This window comes from Gordonia aquimaris, assembly GCF_026262595.1.
GTDB classification, from domain to species: Bacteria; Actinomycetota; Actinomycetes; order Mycobacteriales; family Mycobacteriaceae; genus Gordonia; species Gordonia tangerina.
The window spans coordinates 375,322-391,428 of sequence record NZ_JAPKFM010000001.1; the positions used below are offsets into that span (position 1 = coordinate 375,322).

The 16,107-nt window shown below is 66.3% G+C and carries 15 protein-coding genes; 5 read left to right on the forward strand and 10 right to left on the reverse strand.

What is annotated here, in order from left to right; translation table 11 throughout:
• Nucleotides 1-178 precede the first annotated feature (178 nt).
• Together OSB52_RS01725 and OSB52_RS01730 are read right to left on the reverse strand one after the other, a co-directional pair.
• The gene (locus tag OSB52_RS01725) at nucleotides 179-2,689 is read right to left on the reverse strand and encodes a UvrD-helicase domain-containing protein (protein ID WP_266059844.1); all 2,511 of its coding nucleotides are present in this window, start codon (nucleotides 2,687-2,689) and stop codon (nucleotides 179-181) included.
• 116 nt (nucleotides 2,690-2,805) lie between these two features.
• A complete protein-coding gene (locus OSB52_RS01730; protein ID WP_266059846.1) occupies nucleotides 2,806-4,674 on the reverse strand; it encodes a hypothetical protein in 1,869 nt (622 codons plus the stop codon).
• On the opposite strand from OSB52_RS01730, the gene OSB52_RS01735 reads away from it, so the two are divergent.
• Nucleotides 4,673-5,056 carry a chorismate mutase gene (locus OSB52_RS01735; RefSeq protein WP_277614782.1) on the forward strand — a complete coding sequence of 128 codons (384 nt, stop codon included), beginning with the start codon at nucleotides 4,673-4,675 and terminating at the stop codon, nucleotides 5,054-5,056. The genes OSB52_RS01730 and OSB52_RS01735 overlap by 2 nt on opposite strands.
• Before the next feature lie 76 nt (nucleotides 5,057-5,132).
• Entirely contained in the window at nucleotides 5,133-6,824 is a 1,692-nt protein-coding gene (gene pgi, locus OSB52_RS01740; RefSeq protein ID WP_235725520.1) for a glucose-6-phosphate isomerase, read from the forward strand.
• Nucleotides 6,825-6,914: 90 nt separating this feature from the next.
• Here pgi and OSB52_RS01745 read toward each other — a convergent pair whose 3' ends face one another.
• Nucleotides 6,915-7,466: a hypothetical protein gene (locus OSB52_RS01745; RefSeq protein WP_235725518.1), complete on the reverse strand. Its 552-nt coding sequence runs from the start codon at nucleotides 7,464-7,466 to the stop codon at nucleotides 6,915-6,917.
• Nucleotide 7,467: 1 nt separating this feature from the next.
• Here OSB52_RS01745 and OSB52_RS01750 point away from each other — a divergent pair, with 1 nt between their 5' ends.
• On the forward strand, nucleotides 7,468-8,133 hold the full coding sequence (locus OSB52_RS01750) for a hypothetical protein (protein WP_266059850.1): 666 nt from the start codon (nucleotides 7,468-7,470) through the stop codon (nucleotides 8,131-8,133).
• 9 nt (nucleotides 8,134-8,142) lie between these two features.
• On the opposite strand, the gene OSB52_RS01755 is transcribed toward OSB52_RS01750, so the two are convergent.
• Nucleotides 8,143-8,892 carry an SDR family oxidoreductase gene (locus OSB52_RS01755; RefSeq protein ID WP_235725514.1) on the reverse strand — a complete coding sequence of 250 codons (750 nt, stop codon included), beginning with the start codon at nucleotides 8,890-8,892 and terminating at the stop codon, nucleotides 8,143-8,145.
• A 106-nt stretch (nucleotides 8,893-8,998) separates the two neighbouring features.
• The gene (locus OSB52_RS01760; RefSeq protein WP_266059851.1) at nucleotides 8,999-9,892 is read right to left on the reverse strand and encodes an Fpg/Nei family DNA glycosylase; all 894 of its coding nucleotides are present in this window, start codon (nucleotides 9,890-9,892) and stop codon (nucleotides 8,999-9,001) included.
• A gap of 25 nt (nucleotides 9,893-9,917) precedes the next feature.
• Between OSB52_RS01760 and OSB52_RS01765 the strand changes: the two genes are divergently transcribed.
• Nucleotides 9,918-10,658: a 3'(2'),5'-bisphosphate nucleotidase CysQ gene (locus tag OSB52_RS01765; protein WP_235725511.1), complete on the forward strand. Its 741-nt coding sequence runs from the start codon at nucleotides 9,918-9,920 to the stop codon at nucleotides 10,656-10,658.
• Nucleotides 10,659-10,676: 18 nt separating this feature from the next.
• Here the strand turns inward: OSB52_RS01765 and cobF are convergent, their stop codons facing one another.
• From cobF to OSB52_RS01785, 4 genes are all read right to left on the reverse strand, one after another.
• Complete coding sequence (gene cobF, locus OSB52_RS01770; RefSeq protein WP_235725537.1) at nucleotides 10,677-11,432, reverse strand: precorrin-6A synthase (deacetylating); 756 nt, start codon at nucleotides 11,430-11,432, stop codon at nucleotides 10,677-10,679.
• A gap of 6 nt (nucleotides 11,433-11,438) precedes the next feature.
• Nucleotides 11,439-12,257: an SDR family oxidoreductase gene (locus tag OSB52_RS01775; RefSeq protein ID WP_372512283.1), complete on the reverse strand. Its 819-nt coding sequence runs from the start codon at nucleotides 12,255-12,257 to the stop codon at nucleotides 11,439-11,441.
• A gap of 35 nt (nucleotides 12,258-12,292) precedes the next feature.
• Nucleotides 12,293-13,225, reverse strand: coding sequence for a sunset domain-containing protein (locus tag OSB52_RS01780; protein ID WP_266059853.1), 933 nt, complete (start codon nucleotides 13,223-13,225; stop codon nucleotides 12,293-12,295).
• A gap of 257 nt (nucleotides 13,226-13,482) precedes the next feature.
• Entirely contained in the window at nucleotides 13,483-13,923 is a 441-nt protein-coding gene (locus OSB52_RS01785) for an SRPBCC family protein (RefSeq protein WP_266059854.1), read from the reverse strand.
• A gap of 56 nt (nucleotides 13,924-13,979) precedes the next feature.
• On the opposite strand from OSB52_RS01785, the gene OSB52_RS01790 reads away from it, so the two are divergent.
• Nucleotides 13,980-15,458, forward strand: a complete 1,479-nt coding sequence (locus tag OSB52_RS01790; protein WP_266059855.1) for an MFS transporter — start codon at nucleotides 13,980-13,982, stop codon at nucleotides 15,456-15,458.
• Here OSB52_RS01790 and OSB52_RS01795 read toward each other — a convergent pair.
• Entirely contained in the window at nucleotides 15,418-16,083 is a 666-nt protein-coding gene (locus tag OSB52_RS01795; RefSeq protein WP_266059856.1) for a nitroreductase family protein, read from the reverse strand. The genes OSB52_RS01790 and OSB52_RS01795 overlap by 41 nt on opposite strands.
• Nucleotides 16,084-16,107 lie beyond the last annotated feature (24 nt).

Consider the following 16,107-nt stretch of genomic DNA (forward strand, 5'->3'; position numbering starts at 1 on the left):
CGACAGAACCCAAGAATTCGCCGACAGAACCCTCCCCGAGTTTCCAGCGAAAGTTTCGCCAGAACCTGAGGGTTCTGTCGGCGAATTCTTGGGTTCTGTCGGCGCGAAACCGGGTTGGTTCTGTCGGCCTCCGTGCTGAGCGCGCTGGGAGCCTGTGGTGCGTTTGCGGGAGGCCGGGCTAAAGTTTGTCGCCGGGGAGACCACCAGCGGTCAGTAGCGTGACCCGCCCGACGTTGCCACCGAAGTCGAAGGTGATTCGCTCGGTCGCACCATTGCCCTGCTTCTCCACTGCTTTGCCCATCCCGTACTTGGGATGATTGATGCGGTCGCCGACGTCATAGTGGACCTGTTTGTTGCGACCGCGGGTGGGATCCGAGGAGTACGAGGACCGGCCGAGTCGATCGCTGCCGAAACCCGAGTCCCCGCGCCCGAATACCCCACCGGAAGAACCGAGATGGCGGCTTGTCGATCGGCGTGGCTCGGTGCGTCGCCAGTCGAGCAGATGCTGCGGTATCTCTTGCAGGAAACGAGATTCCGGGTTGGACACCGGCTGCCCCCAAGACGCCCGGGTCATCGACCGGGTGAGATACAGACGTTCCTTTGCACGCGTGATACCCACATAGGCGAGACGGCGCTCCTCGCTGAGTTCGGCCGGATCGCCAAGGGCGCGCATGTGCGGGAAATGTCCATCCTCCCAACCGGTCACGAAGACGACCGGGAACTCGAGACCTTTTGCGGTGTGCAGCGTCATCAACGTCACCACGCCATCACCCTCGTCAGGCACCTGATCGGCGTCGGCGACGAGTGACACCTTCTCCAGGAAGGCGGCCAGCGATCCGGGTTCCGGCTGCCCTTCGGCGGCCTCGGCGGCCTCGGCGGCGTCCGCGTCGAGGCCATCGAGGTCGATGCCGTCGGCTGCGGCCAGCCCTGCCGCATCTGCACTGAATTCCCTTGCGACGGCAACGAGTTCGTTGATGTTGTCGAGGCGGGCACCATCCTGCGGGTCCCGGGATGCCTCGAGTTCGGCGCGATACCCGGTGCGCTCGACGATTGCGTCGACCAACTCACCGATGTCGGCACCCTCCTCCGTGGCGTCCACGACGGCAACATCCTCACCGGCCTCGCCCGCTCCACCGAACCTCGCCACGAAATCGTTGCGGAGCCCCTCGATGAGATCGACGAATCCGCCGATCTGTTTCACCGCACGCGTGTTCAGCAGCGGAACCTTACCCTCGGCCCCCTCCAGCAGCGCTTCATAGAAGCTGATCCCCATGTTCTCCGAATGCACGGCCACACATGCTTCGGCACGATCGCCGATGCCGCGGCGCGGGGTGTTCAGGATGCGCCGCAGACTCACCGAGTCGTCGGGATTGGCCACCACACGAAGGTAGGCGACGACGTCACGTACTTCCTTGCGCTCATAGAACTTGGTGCCACCCACCACCTTGTACGGGATTCCGTGCCGGACGAACACCTCCTCCAGTGGCCGGGATCCGGTGTTGGTGCGATAGAACACGGCGATGTCGGAGTACGAATGGCTCGACGAGCCGCCGATCGAGTAGTCGGTGAGATCCTCGATCTCCTTGGCGATGAACAGCGACTCGTCGCGGTCGGAGTCGGCCACATACCCGACGATCAGCTCGCCGTCACCGGAATCGGTCCAGAGTCTCTTGTCGCGCCGATTCTGGTTGCGGGCGATCACTGCATTGGCCGCGGACAGAATCGTCTGTGTGGAGCGATAGTTCTGCTCCAGCAGGATCGTCTCGGCATTCGGGAAGTCCCGCTCGAATTCCTCGATGTTGCGGATGGTGGCGCCGCGGAAGGCATAGATCGACTGATCCGCGTCACCGACGACGCACAGCTCCGACGGGGACACCGTCGAGTCCGTGTTCTCGTCCCCCACGAGCTCCCGGACGAACACGTACTGGGCGTGGTTGGTGTCCTGGTACTCGTCGACCATCACGTGCCGGAAGCGCCGGCGATAGTATTCGGCCACCTCCGGGTGACGCTGCAGCAACGACACCGTCTCGCCGATGAGGTCGTCGAAGTCGAACGCATTGGCCGACAGCAGCCGCCGCTGGTACTCCGCATAAATCTGGGCGATCACCAGGGCCGCCGGCTCGTCGTCGGTCGCCGCCGCCAGGGCCTCATCCGGGGCTATCAACTCGTTCTTGAGGTTGGAGATGCTGACCGCCACGCCGCGTGCACTGAACTTCTTCGGGTCGAGATCCATGTCGCGGATGATCATGCCCAGCAAGCGTTTCGAGTCATCCGAGTCGTAGATCGAGAAATTAGAGTTCCGCTTGCCCAACAGCGCCGACTGCGCCCGCAGTATCCGCACGCAGGTGGAGTGGAAGGTCGAGACCCACATGTAGGCCGCACGCGGACCCACCAGGTCGATGACCCGCTCACGCATCTCGGCAGCCGCCTTGTTGGTGAACGTGATCGCGAGGATCTGCCCGGGAGTGGTGTCTCGCTCGGCGAGCAGGTAGGCGATCCGCCGGGTGAGCACCGCGGTCTTGCCCGATCCCGCGCCGGCCACGATGAGCAGGGGCGATCCGGCGTGCAGCACCGCCGCGCGCTGTGGCGGGTTGAGACCGTCGAGCAGGCGGGCGGTGGGGTCATCGGGCGCGGCCTCGTCACGGGCTCCTGCGGAGCCCCCGGCCGTCTCGCGGATAGAGCTTGTCATCAGGAAACAAGGCTACCCCCGACTGCCGACAGACCCGCTGAGCCTGTCGAACGACGTCGCCGGCGCGCCCTGACCAGGACCGTTGGACCGTACCCGTCCCTGCGCGCTGCGTCGCCTCAGCCGACGAGACGGGCGTCGGCCACCTCGCCGACCCGCCCCTCCCCGGTGTGCAATGCCAAGTCGGGGGTCAGCGGCCGCACGGAGATTCCGCGCCCACGGCCTTCGAGCTGGACGTAGACGACGTGCAGACCCGCTTGCACATCCACCCGCTGAGCAGGTCCGTCGTCGAGGGCCATCTCGATCTGCCCCGGCATGTTCGCGCAGTAGCCGACCGCGATCGTCCACCGCCACTGCAGCAGCGGCCCGGACAGGGACAGCTCCGTGGGACCGTCGATCTCCGGTCGGTCACAAGCGCCGCTGCCGGGCTCGATCGTGCGGGCCGGCGTCACCGCTCCCTCGACCATGTGGCCACTGTTGTCGAGCACCATGAGCCGGTCGGTGGTCACGCCGAAGTCCGGACGCTCGCGCAGACGTCCGAACGTGTGGCTGATCTGGTTGTTCGGGTAGGCCACCGGCAGCAGTACCTCCAACGGCAGGGCCTGATCGAACATGGTGTGGTCCTGGTTGCGTGCCAGACCCTGTTTGGCGTTGGCCAGGTAGTCGCCGGTGGGGTCGTCGCGCCACGACGACGAGAAGGACGCCAGCGAAACCATCGCCGAGGCCACTGCAAACGCACCGACGAGCGCGACGACTGCGACACCGGTCTGCCCACGCTCGGATCGTTCACCGACATGTCGCCCCGCCGGATGCTGCCGTGCGCCCGACCCGACGATCAGCGCGATCGCGATGGTGATCACCACTGCGGTGTCGGGTAGGTAGCGCATCGTCTGGGCCAGTTCCAACGCCGTGTTCGCGCTCGAACGGTTCCACATAACCGGGAGCTGCGCCACCACGACATAACCGGCTGCGCAAGCCACCACCGCTGCCGCACCGTGCCGGGTCCTGACCGCCCACACGACCAGCGCCGCGATCACCAGCCACCCGAGCACGATCATCCACACGGGCGCGAAACCCATCGGCGGGCTCGGCACCCACCGCTCCCACTCCCACGGTCCGCCCGCGAACGACGGGACCACGGCATTGTTGATCGATCGCCACACCAGGCGCAGGGTCTGACTGATCGAGTGCTCACCGGCGGTGGCGTCGGACACCGAGAAGAAGACGATCAGCCAGACCACGAACACCCCACTGAGCACCACCCACAGTGTGCGGGCCCCGGTGAAGGCACGGATCAATGCCGAATCCGCTGCCGGGACGTCCCGGCGGTCCGATTCGGCACCCGGCGCGGTGCCGGTCGGGGGTGTTCGGACGGCGGTCCGGGCGCTCAATGTGGCGGCCGCGAACGCGACCGGCAGGATGAACAGCGATTTCTCGAAGAACGCCAGTGCCACGACGAAAACCACCGCGGACCGGATCACGATCAATCGGGCATCGGGCCGGCGACCACGCGACCGCACCAGCAGCACCGCGTCGGCGACGATCCACGCCATCGCGGCCTGCAGCGGCAACGAGTTCAGTGCTGCCGCCCACCACGCGAAGGCCGGCACCGTCATGGGCGTGAACAAGTAGAACGCCAAGGCCGCCAGCGCACCGATCCCGGCCCGCGGCGCCAACACCCGGATCATCCGCCACACAGCCAGCGAGGCGAGCGCCTGCAACGCCACAAGGGTCACCGCCGGTATCAGCCAATCGACCGGCGCGACCACCGTGGACACCCCGGCCACCAGAAAGGCGGCCGGCATGAAATGCCCGTCATGACTGTGCCCGAGGTAGTCCCAACTCAGGATCGGATTCGACGACGCACGGCCGATCAGCACGAGGTCGTCCCAGTAGAAGTTGCCCGTCGCGGCGAGCCAGCCACGAACCACCAGTTGTGCCACGATCAGCGCGATCGCCACCGACGAGATCGTCCGCCTGCTCAGCATGCGGTCCAGTCTCACGTCGCGGCGGGCACGTGGCAAAATCGACCGGGTGACCGACGCCAACACCCCCGACGAGCGAGCCACCGCAGCCACCCCGTTCGATGTGGACGCCTATGACCTCTCCGACGACGTGTCGACGTTGGCCGATGACATCGAAGAACTGCGCCTGGAGATCGACCGACTCGATGCGATGATCCTCGCCGCCATCAAGCGACGGTCAGCGGTGTCGAAGAAGATCGGCGCAGCGCGGATGGCCTCCGGCGGCCCACGGTTGGTGCACAGTCGTGAGGTGAAGGTTCTCGACCGCTTCGCCGAGCTCGGGCAAGAGGGCCACACGTTGGCAATGCTGTTGTTGCGCCTGGGACGCGGACCGCTCGGACGCTGACCGAACGCCGCATCGCCCCACCGGGTGGCGTGGCCGGCACGTCGCGAGGCGGGTCCCGACAGCATAGGGTGAAACCATGAGCGACGTCTCCGGCAGCGACCTCGAGATCAGTGACCACGACGACATCACCGCCACCGCATCCTGGCAGGCTCTCGCCGCACATCAGCCCCACGTGTTCGCCATGCACCTGCGTGAGGTCTTCGCGGTCGACCCGGACCGCGGACGCGAATTGACCCTCGACGTGGGCGACCTGCACATCGACTACTCCAAGCATCGGGTGCTTCGGGAGACCATCGAGCTGCTGTGCAGTCTGGGGCGCGAAGCCGGTCTCGAGGAGCGCCGCGACGAGATGTTCGCGGGCGCACACATCAACACCTCCGAGGACCGTGCGGTCCTGCACACCGCACTTCGACTGCCCGCCAACGCCACCCTCACCGTGGACGGTCAGGATGTGGTCGCCGACGTACATGAAGTCCTCACCGCGATGGGCGAATTCACCGACCGCCTCCGCAGTGGCGAGTGGCGGGGCCACACCGGCAAGAAGATCACCGACGTCGTGAACATCGGTATCGGCGGCTCGGACCTCGGACCAGTGATGGTGTATCAGTCACTACGGCACTACGTCGACACCGACATCCGGTGTCACTTCGTCTCCAATGTCGATCCCGCGGACATGGTCGGGACCCTCGCCGACCTCGATGCGGAGACAACGCTGTTCATCATCGCCTCCAAGACGTTCACGACCCTGGAGACGTTGACCAATGCCGCCGCCGCACGTACCTGGCTGCTCGACGCCCTGGGCGCCGGCCCCGATGCGGTGGCCAGACATTTCGTCGCGGTCAGCACCAACGCCGACGAGGTCGCGAAGTTCGGCATCGACACGGCAAACATGTTCGGCTTCTGGGACTGGGTGGGCGGGCGCTATTCGGTGGACTCCGCGATCGGGTTGTCGGTGATGGCGGCGATCGGCAAGGAGCGGTTCGCCGAGTTCCTCGACGGCTTCCACATCGTCGACGAACACTTCCGGACTGCCCCGCTGGAACGCAACGCGCCAGTCCTGCTCGGTCTGATCGGACTCTGGTACAACAACTTCTGGGATGCGCAGACTCGGGCGGTACTCCCCTACTCCAACGACATGGCGCGCTTCGCGGCATACCTGCAGCAGCTGACCATGGAGTCCAACGGCAAGTCGGTCACCGCCCACGGGCATCATGTGACCACCGAGACCGGTGAGATCTTCTGGGGCGAGCCCGGAACCAACGGACAGCACGCGTTCTACCAACTACTCCATCAGGGCACCCGGATGGTGCCGGCAGACTTCATCGGCTTCGCCGAACCCACCGACGACCTACCCACCGCCGACGGCACCGGCTCCATGCACGACCTACTGATGAGCAACTACTTCGCGCAGACCAAGGTGCTCGCCTTCGGCAAGACCGCAGACGAGATCGCCGCCGAAGGTGTAGCTCCGAATGTGGTGGCCCACAAGGTGATGCCCGGCAATCGGCCGTCCACCTCGATCCTCGCCCCGAAGCTGACGCCGTCGGTGATCGGGCAGCTGGTGGCTCTCTATGAGCATCAGGTGTTCGTCGAAGGAGCGATCTGGGGCATCAACCCGTTCGATCAATGGGGTGTCGAACTCGGAAAGACCCAGGCAAAGGAACTGCTTGGCGTCATCGTCGATGAGGCATCTCCGGCGGCACAAGGCGATTCGTCGACCGACGAGCTGGTGCGGTGGTACCGCACCCACCGCGGCCGCTCGGCCTGAGTGCCCTTCGTGACACTCGGCTTGCGCCTCGTTCCTCAGCGATCAGGGCAAGGGTCGGCCAGCGCATGGCTCGTCAGGAGTCAGGGGACGCTACTGCCAACGGGATTCGTCGAAGACTTCGTCGGGTATCTCGTCGCCCGGCTGTACCCCGAGCTGTTCGAGGCGCCCCATCAGTGCGGCGGCCACCGCGATGAACGTGACCAGATCCTGGGGTTCGGTTGATCGCTCGGCGGGGTCTCCACCCATGAATTCGTGCACCGACGGCGGCACACAGTCGCCCATGTCGATCGAGCGTTGACCGGTGGCGGTGCGCCACGCGTCGAAACTCGCCGCATCCACCGCATCCGCGATGTCACCGTTGCGGACCGCAGCGAGGACCTCGCCCACCGACGCGAGCGGGCCACTGCTGCCACTGGACGGATCGAAGCCGACCACCGTGTCCGCCGGGATCTCGTCATCCTCGTCGAGGGTGAAATAGACGATGCCCCGCCAGTCCGCACCCAACGCCGAGACGTCATCGCGCCCGAAGACGTCCGTCAACACCTCGCTGACCTCACCCTGGCGCCGCTCCCCGAACACCTGGAACGCGCCATGAGCCACAACCTGTCCCTGCTTGGCCGACACATCGGCTACCTTACGCATCGTGAGGCCACTTACGAGGACCCTGTCGCCGACGCGGCGTGTGGTCGTCGCCATGATCGCAGCCGGCACGCTGGTCGTCCCCGGCTGCGCCACCTCCACATCGACCGAAACACCCACACCGACGTCGGTGCCCACCACCGCAGCGGTGACCGTTCCGGCCGGTCCGGTCGAGGGCACCGCCCCCGGCACTGCCCTGGACTTCGGGGACACCGCCGTACTACCCGCGGATGCGTTCGACGCAACCGGGCCGCGTGCGATGTTCACCGTTACCGGAATCACCCCGGCCGAAGGCGTCCCAGACGACATCAGCGACGGGGGCACGCCGTACTTCCTCTACGTGACGGTGACGTCGCTGACCCGGCGGCCGACGGCGGCCCCGTCGGTCATCGGACTCAGCGGCAGTCCCGACGGTCGGGCGCCCACCCTGACCCGCGCGCCGGTCCCGGGGCTCACCGACTGTCCCGACACCGCACCGCCCGAACGGATGCGCCGCGGCGAGTCGTACAGCACCTGCCTGATCTCGGTGGCCGACGCCGGCGAGCGAGTCGAGCAGGTGATCTATTGGGCCGACACGACATCGGACGTGTCGCTGGACTACCAGCGGGCGCCGGTGTCATGGGCACTGCCCGGGGCGTCCGCGGCACCGTCGACGTCGGGCGCGGGTTGATCTGCCTTGTCACACCATTCGGCGAGTGATGGCTGACGGGAGATGGCGCAATGCCAGCGCAATCGGTCGCCATGGCCACGCCGGAACCGGAGCCCATGCCGATTCCTTCTCGATGGCCGCGACCATCGCGGCGACGCCGGTGTCGGTGTCGGTCATCAGCGCGGTCCGCACACCGCGGTTGATGTCGGTCTCGATGTAGCCGGGCAGCAGCACGGAGACGCTGATGGGCGAATCGGCGAATTCGGCTTGGAGGCCCTGCCCCAGAGCGGAGAGTCCCGCCTTTGATGCCGAATAGGCGGCTTGGGCTTTCGGCAGACCGCGGATCGCGCTCATCGAACTGACCAGCACCAGATGCCCGCGGCCCTGTGCCCGAAAGATCTCGAGAGCGGCCTCGACCTGTGCCAGCGCACCCACCAGGTTCGTCTGCACGGTCTCGATGTTCGCGGCCGCATTGCCCGTACCGATGGGCGCTCCCTTGCCCAACCCGGCATTGACGACGACCCGGTCCAGACCACCGAGTTCGTCGGCGAGCCGCGCGAAAACCGATGCAACCGATTCGGTATCGGTCACGTCGAGCTGCGCGGTGACCACCTGGGCAGCGGCGGGTTGCAGCTCGGAGGCCAGCTCGTCGAGACGATCGAGCCGCCGGGCACACAATGCCAGCGCGCGGCCCTCTGCGGCGAACCGGCGGGCCATTCCCTCGCCGAGTCCGGAACTCGCGCCGGTGATCAGGATCCTCTGCCGTGTCGTTGCGGTCACGGTTCCCCAACCTACCGGGGAGACCTGGTGTTGCCGTCGCGGAGCATGCGCGGGTCGGTCTCGACGATTCCGGTGCCGTCGACGACGAGGAGCCGTACACCGCGACTCATTTCAGCAACCGCGACATCCGACGGTCGGCCAATACCTTTCCGCCGGTCTGACACGTCGGGCAGTACTGGAACGACCGGTCGGCGAAGGCGACTTCGCGAATCGTCTCACCGCACACCGGACACGGCAGTCCGGTACGGGCGTGCACCCGTAAGCCGGTGCGTTTCTCCGACTTCAGCCTCGCCACCGTCTGACCTTCCAGACGCCCGATGGCGTCGGTCAGCACTGAGTGCACCCCGTTGTACAGGGCATCGATCTGCTCGGGGCTCAGCGACTTGGCCGACGCGAACGGTGACAGCTTGGCCGTGTGCAGGATCTCGTCGGAGTAGGCGTTGCCGACGCCGGCCAACACACGCTGATCGGTCAGCACGTTCTTGATCCGTCCGGTCGTGCCGGACAGAATGGCGCCGAATTCGTCGCGACCGACAGCGAGCACGTCCGGTCCCAGTGTGGCGATGCGATCCACCTCGCCGACGTCACGCACGATCCAGACGGCCAGACGTTTCTGCGTGCCGGCCTCGGTGACGTCGAAACCCTCCCCCGGCAGCCCGCAATGCACGCGCAACGCGATCGGCCCCTTGCCCCCGGGTCGCGGTGGCGTCTGCGAGAGGCCATCACTCCAGCGCAGCCAACCGGCCCGCGACAGGTGGATCACCATCACGATCACCGGGTCGGGAGAGTTCGCGGTGTCGGGTCCCGGCATGGTCCGGATGATCAGGTACTTACCGATCCGGCTGACCGATTCGACGATGCGTCCGGCCAGTGCGCTGTACGGCGGGTCTGCGGTCTTCAGCACGGCCAGCGAGGCCACGTCGACCCGTCGGATCGGAAGTCCGGCGGCTCGTCCGTCGACGTAGTCGGCGATCGCCGCCACCTCAGGAAGCTCAGGCATGTCTCCAGTGTGCTCTAGTAGACGGATGATCTCGCGCCTTTCCGACGCCGACCTGGCGGCTCACATCGCCGAGGGCGCGGGTCAGATCCTTCTCGGCGTCCGACATGGTGACCTACTGACCGGACGCCATCTCGGGGACGTCGGCGACGCGATGGCCCAGGCGTGGATCGCCAATGTCGTCGTGCGCCATCGTCCGCATGATGCGGTGCTGTCGGAGGAAGGCGCCGACATCGGTGACCGAGCCACCACCGAGCGGGTGTGGATCATCGATCCGCTCGACGGCACGCGCGAGTTCGCCGCCGGCTCCGCTGACTGGGCTGTCCACGTCGCGTTGACCCACGACGGACGGGTGACCGATGCCGCCGTCGCACTGCCGGCGGTGGGCGAGGTTTTTCGATCCGACACCGTCACAGCGCCCGATGGTCCGCTCACCGGACGCATGGCGGCGTCTCGGTACGGTGGCTCGTACGAGAGCGCATGGGTGTCGCGGCGACTGTCGCTGAGCATGATCGGCATCGGTTCGGCCGGTGCCAAGGCGATGGCGGTGGTGCGCGGTGACGTCGACGCGTATGTGCACGCCGGCGGACAGTACGAGTGGGACAACTGCGCGCCGGTGGGTGTCGCCCAGGCTGCGGGTCTGCATTGCAGCCGTCTCGACGGGACGCCCATCGTCTACAACCGACCCCAGCCTTACATGCCGGATTTTGTCATCTGCCGCAAGGAGATCCGCGATGACCTTCTCGGTGTGATCGACGAGATCTGGTGAGGGCGGCGGCCGCGGAAGTCACGACTTACGCAGCAGATAGATGTCCATGATCCATCCGATCCGCTCGCGGGCCTGCGCACGGGCGGTGACGATCCGCTCGGCGACGTCGGCGACGCGACCGGAGATCAAGATCTCGTCGTCGGTGCCCACGTAGGCTCCCCACCAGATGTGGTCGTCGGGGTCTGCCGTGTGCCGGAAGGTCAGATCGCCGTCGAGCATGACGATCTGGTTGGCGTCCGCGCCCACCGGAGTATCGGCCAGCCGTCGCCCGGTGGTGATGTGGATGGGTTCCCCGATGCGGTTGGCCGTGATGCGATGTGCGGCGGTGAGCGCACTGGCGCTGGTCACACCGGGCACCACCCGGACATCGATGTCGAGTTCGGAGTGTTCGCACAGATCGTCGACGATCCGCAATGTGCTGTCGTAGAGGGCTGGGTCACCCCAGACCAGGAAGGCGGCGACCCCACCGTCGACGAGTTCGTCGGTCAGCACGTCGGAGAGGACGGCAGCGCGAGCCCGATGCCAGCGCCTGACCTCGGCGTCGTAGTCGTCAGGGCTGCGATCACGAGGCGGGTCGACGACCTCGACGACGCGGTGGGTCGGCGCGGCGTGCCGGGCCAGGATCTCCCGTCGCGCATCGGCCAGCGACTGCTTCGTCTGTCCCTTGTCGAGAAGCAGGAACACATCGACGTCGGCCAGGGCGTCGACGGCCTCGAGCGTGAGTTGGCGCGGGTTGCCGGGCCCGATGCCGATGACCCGCAGCGTGATCCGCATCATTGCTCAGCTCCGCACCCTGGGAAGACCGTGTTTGCGTGCGGTCATGTCCAGGATGAACTGGCGCGGCAGCAAACGACGCAAGGCGAAGACCAAGCCGGCTTGATTGCCTTTGGCGTAGAAAGGTTTCGGGTGTTCGGCCAGAGCTGCGTCGACAATGACCCGGGCCATCGTGGCCGCATCGATCCCCGCGTCTTCGTTCTTGCGAGTGGCGGCAGCCAACGTCTGGTATTCGGCGGCATACGGCGAGTGCTCGCCGATGTGGATGCTGCGCCGGTCGCCGATACCGGTGGCGATCGTGCCGGGCTCCACTGAGATCATTCGGATGCCATACGGGGCGACCTCGCGACGAGTCGCGAAGGCAAACGCTTTCAACGCGGATTTCGTTGCGGCGTAATTGGACCGGAAGGCCACCGGGAAGCTGGACAGCATCGACCCGACCATCACCACGGTGCCGGCGCCACGCTCCCGCATACCGGGCAGCACCGCTTTCGTCAATGCGATCGGCCCGAAGACGTTGACCGCGAACAGTTTCTCGATCGACTCCATAGAGGTGTCTTCCAGTGCACCGGCTTGGCTCTCGCCGGCGTTGTTGATCAGGATGTCGATCACCCCGACCTTCGCCACACATGCCTCGGCACTTTCGTAGTCGGCGTTGTCGAGTGCGACATAGTTGACACCGCGGATCGGGTCGGCCACGGTCTCGGGATGTCGACTGGTGCCGTAAACGGTGTGACCCCGTTCGACGAACGCTCGCGCGACGTCGGCCCCGATGCCGCTCGATGCCCCGGTGACCAGCACGACCTTGGAATGTGATGCACCCACGACGAACACCGTAGCGCGTCGGTCGCCGACGCCGGTCAGTCGGCGTCGGACCTACGAAAGCGCGCCGCGGCCGCCGCCGACTCGCTGGCGAACCAGATGTCGGGCGCCACCGCATCGTAGGTCGACGACCCCGGTAAGTGATACGTGCCCGAGGACGCCGATGCCTTCACCGGGTAGCCGTCGGGTGCGCGGTCGGAGTCGACGAGGGGCAGGTGCGCACCGAGCGGCACCGGGGTCTTCTCACCGTCGCGGTAATACGACCCGACACCGTCTCCGGAGGCCGACTGTGCCGAACCGAATCCCAACTCCGCGTCGTCGGGCGGGGCCATGACCTCGCTGAGGTCCTCGGCCATGAGCTCTTCCAGGGACAGCGGCATCGTCAGATCGCTGACCTCCGTGGCGGGCCCGTCACCCGAGCCCGACGCCGCCACCGCACCGGAGGCTGATTGCGCGGGCGCCGGTCCGGTGGCCGCTGCCACCGTGTCCGCCGTCCCGCTGTCTGCCGCGGACGACTCCACCTCCGATGGCAGCCCTGCGGGCGGTTCGCCCATCGTCACCTCATCATCGGCCGCGGATTCTGCCTGCTCAGCCGGCTTCGTCCGGAAGCTCTCGACTGGCGCGGCGGCCTCCGGACCGACCTGGTCGAGACGTTGGGCGGCGGCCGCGACCGGTTCACCGTCGGGCTGCTCCGCGGTGGCGGCCGCCCGCGGCGCTGCAGACTGCCGGAACGTGGTGAACAACCAGATCAGGAGCAGACCCACGAGAATGAGCAGGAACGGGACCAGCAGCCACCACCAGTCGCTGCCCTCGGTCTCGTCGGCGGCATTCGTGTCAGCGCCGGAGGCACCAACACCGATGGGATTCGCGCCGGCCTGCGACGCCACGAAGAGCACGTGACTCGCCACGATCGTCGCGCCGAGCACGATTCCGGCCGTCCGCTGTGTTCGTCTGCGCGTTCTCGTCATCATGGCACCCCGACTCCGTCATCATCGAAGTTCTATCGGTCCTGTCATCCACGGCGGCACGAACCGCCCAAGATACCAATCTGTTTCATTTGCCAGTCGAACATACACCGATATCACTCCGACAACCGGTAAACGCGCGCAGGCAAATTCGCACCAAGACGTAAGGACTTGTCATTGCACTGCTGCGCGTAGGCGGATTTTTGGCCGATCTGTGACGCAAATACATTCTGCGACGCCATTTCCGGACCGCAGCACCTGCGTCAGGCGAGCCGGGAAACCTGCTCGACGAGATTCTTGTCGGTCTGCCGGACAGCTTGGCCGGCGAACGGTTCCACCAGGCTGCCGAGGGCACGTCCGGCCAGGCCACCCGGCAATGTGTAGACGAACTCGACATCGACCTGAGTCCCGGCCCCGGCGTCGACGAAGTTCCAGGTGGTGTTGGCCGAGAATCCCTCGACCGATTCAAGCCGAATGAGTTCGTTCTCGACCCATTCCACGGTTTCCACAGTCGAGGCCAGAGTCTTGGGACCCACTTTCATGGTTACCGCGAACTGCGATCCGACGCCGTCGGTGGCCTCGGTCACCGGGACGAATCTGGTGACCCCGAAGAAGAAATTCGGCACATTCTGATGATCGTTGATGTAAGCGAACACCCGATCACGTGGCACCTCCACCGACGAACTGTGGCGGATCGTCCCCATTGTTTCCTCCCGGTTGCTTCTTGACCACACCCCGACGGTCCGATATCCGTCGGAACATGCCGGATCAGGATCGCTCGACGCCCCCCGGTTCCGGCGCACCCGACTCTGCCACACCCGGAACCTGGCGGGAACTGTTTGACCGTGGTCACCGCGCTGCGGTCACGGTGTTCGCAGGCGGCATCGCCGTGTTCGCCATCAACACCTACCTGACTGCGGCATCATTGCCGACCGCCGTTGCCGAGATCGGCGGCCAGCGCCTCTACGCCTGGGTGATGACGGTCTTCCTGATCACCTCGGTGTTCTCGTCGATGTTGGTGACGCGAACGCTGTCCCATTGGGGCGCGCGGGGTGCATATCGCGTGGCCTTCGGACTGTTCGGTGTCGGCTCGCTGGTGTGTGCCCTGAGTCCGGTGATGCCGGTCATGCTGCTTGGCCGCGGATTGCAGGGACTGGGCGGCGGACTGCTGACGGGCCTGTCCTTCGCTGTCATCCGGGTGGCACTGCCCGAACGCCTCTGGGTGCGAGCCGTGGGTTTCGCATCAGCGATGTGGGGTGTCGGCAACCTCATCGGGCCGCTGCTGGGCGGCTTGTTCGCCCAGGTCGGGTTTTGGCGGGGTTCCTTCTGGCTGCTGGTGATCGCGTCTGCCGCGATGGGCGGATTGGTGCGGGCGTTGCCGGCGGGACGGCGCGCTGAGTCCGACGCCGCATCACTGCCGGTGGCCTCGCTGGGCTGGCTCGTAGCCGCCACCGTCTGCGTGTCGGTGGCCGGCATCGTAGACGGGTTACGGGTGCCACTGATCCTCCTGGGTGTGGCGGCCGCGCTGTCGATCGGCTTCATCGTGGTCGACCGTCGCGGTGACGCCGGATTACTGCCGCGGTTGACCTACCGTATCGGCAACCCCCTCAAGTGGATATACGTCTCGATCGCGGTGCTGGCCATCGGCTCGACCGCCGAGGGTTTTGTTCCGCTGTTCGGCCAGCAGATCGCCGGGATGCCACCGCTGGTCGCCGGCATGCTCGGGGCGGCCCTGTCCTGGGGATGGTCGAGTGCGCAACTGACCAGCACCACGTGGGCCAACGGCGAGCGGGCCACCGCGGTGCGGATTCTGGGCCCGGGCGTTCTCGGCGCCGGTCTCGCGGGGTACGGAGCGCTCCAATTCGCTTCGACCCCTGGGGTCATCGCCGCCTGGTTCCTCGCGCTGTTCGTCGCCGGAGCAGGCATCGGCATGGCGTTCCCGCACATCGCGACCGCCGCCATGACCATCACCCGCGACGACACCGAGGCGGCTCGGGCGTCGGCCGGAGTCAACACGGTGCAGATGGTCGCCAACACCTTCGGATCCGCGGTGGCCGGACTGCTCGTGAGCGTGGGTGCGACGGTCTCCACAGGCGCGAACCCGGCGGTCACATCGGCACGGTTTCTCGGATTCGGGTTTGCCGCGATTGCTGCCGCAGGCGTTGTCGCTGCGATCGCATCGGTGCGGCCTGCCACGGTCAGCCCCGGAAAGCAGGTCCGTCGTACTGATCGATCGTGACGAACTCGTCGATCGCCTGTCGACGCAGTTTCGTCAACTGTTTCACCGGTTTTCCGATCGGAACGACGGCTGCCACCGCGTGGTCGGCCGGTAATCCGAGCAGGTCCCGGACGGCCGGCTCCTGGGCGATCGCCATGGACGTGAGATTGCCGCCGTACCCCTCCGCTCTGGCACCCAGCAGGATGTTCCAGACCAGTGGGTAGACGCTCGCCCCACTGACCACACCCACCCGGTCGAGGAACTGATCCACCGCGGCAACGCGTCCCAGATCCACCGACACCACAAGCACCACCGGAGCTCGGCGAATCGGCTCGACGAAACTCGCTGGGACAGCGGTTTCATCGATGATGTCAGGCGCAACTGCGGTCGGTACAACAGGATTCCACGGGTTCTCGCCCGCGTTGCGTTGCGCCACATAGCGTCGGACCGTCGGCTCACCCAGTTCGCTGAGACGCTGCTTGATCGATGCATCACGGACGACGACGATGTGGGCTCCCTGACGGTTGCCGCCGCTGGGGGCGAACCGCGCGTTGTCGAGGATGCGCCACAGCACGTCGTCGGGTAGCGGGTCGTCGGTGAACTGTCGCGCCGCGAAGGTGGTCCGCATGATGTCGTAGAGCTCCATGCGTCCACTATGCCCCGCAGGCCG

Excerpts from the sequence above, each read along its gene's own strand:
- OSB52_RS01725 (WP_266059844.1), bottom strand. The coding sequence starts at position 2,689 with ATGACAAGCTCTATCCGCGAGACGGCCGGGGGCTCCGCAGGAGCCCGT.
- OSB52_RS01735 (WP_277614782.1), top strand. The coding sequence starts at position 4,673 with ATGCGGTCCAGTCTCACGTCGCGGCGGGCACGTGGCAAAATCGACCGG.
- OSB52_RS01730 (WP_266059846.1), bottom strand. The coding sequence starts at position 4,674 with ATGCTGAGCAGGCGGACGATCTCGTCGGTGGCGATCGCGCTGATCGTG.
- pgi (WP_235725520.1), top strand. The coding sequence starts at position 5,133 with ATGAGCGACGTCTCCGGCAGCGACCTCGAGATCAGTGACCACGACGAC.
- OSB52_RS01745 (WP_235725518.1), bottom strand. The coding sequence starts at position 7,466 with ATGCGTAAGGTAGCCGATGTGTCGGCCAAGCAGGGACAGGTTGTGGCT.
- OSB52_RS01760 (WP_266059851.1), bottom strand. The coding sequence starts at position 9,892 with ATGCCTGAGCTTCCTGAGGTGGCGGCGATCGCCGACTACGTCGACGGA.
- OSB52_RS01765 (WP_235725511.1), top strand. The coding sequence starts at position 9,918 with ATGATCTCGCGCCTTTCCGACGCCGACCTGGCGGCTCACATCGCCGAG.
- cobF (WP_235725537.1), bottom strand. The coding sequence starts at position 11,432 with ATGCGGATCACGCTGCGGGTCATCGGCATCGGGCCCGGCAACCCGCGC.
- OSB52_RS01780 (WP_266059853.1), bottom strand. The coding sequence starts at position 13,225 with ATGATGACGAGAACGCGCAGACGAACACAGCGGACGGCCGGAATCGTG.
- OSB52_RS01785 (WP_266059854.1), bottom strand. The coding sequence starts at position 13,923 with ATGGGGACGATCCGCCACAGTTCGTCGGTGGAGGTGCCACGTGATCGG.
- OSB52_RS01790 (WP_266059855.1), top strand. The coding sequence starts at position 13,980 with ATGCCGGATCAGGATCGCTCGACGCCCCCCGGTTCCGGCGCACCCGAC.
- OSB52_RS01795 (WP_266059856.1), bottom strand. The coding sequence starts at position 16,083 with ATGGAGCTCTACGACATCATGCGGACCACCTTCGCGGCGCGACAGTTC.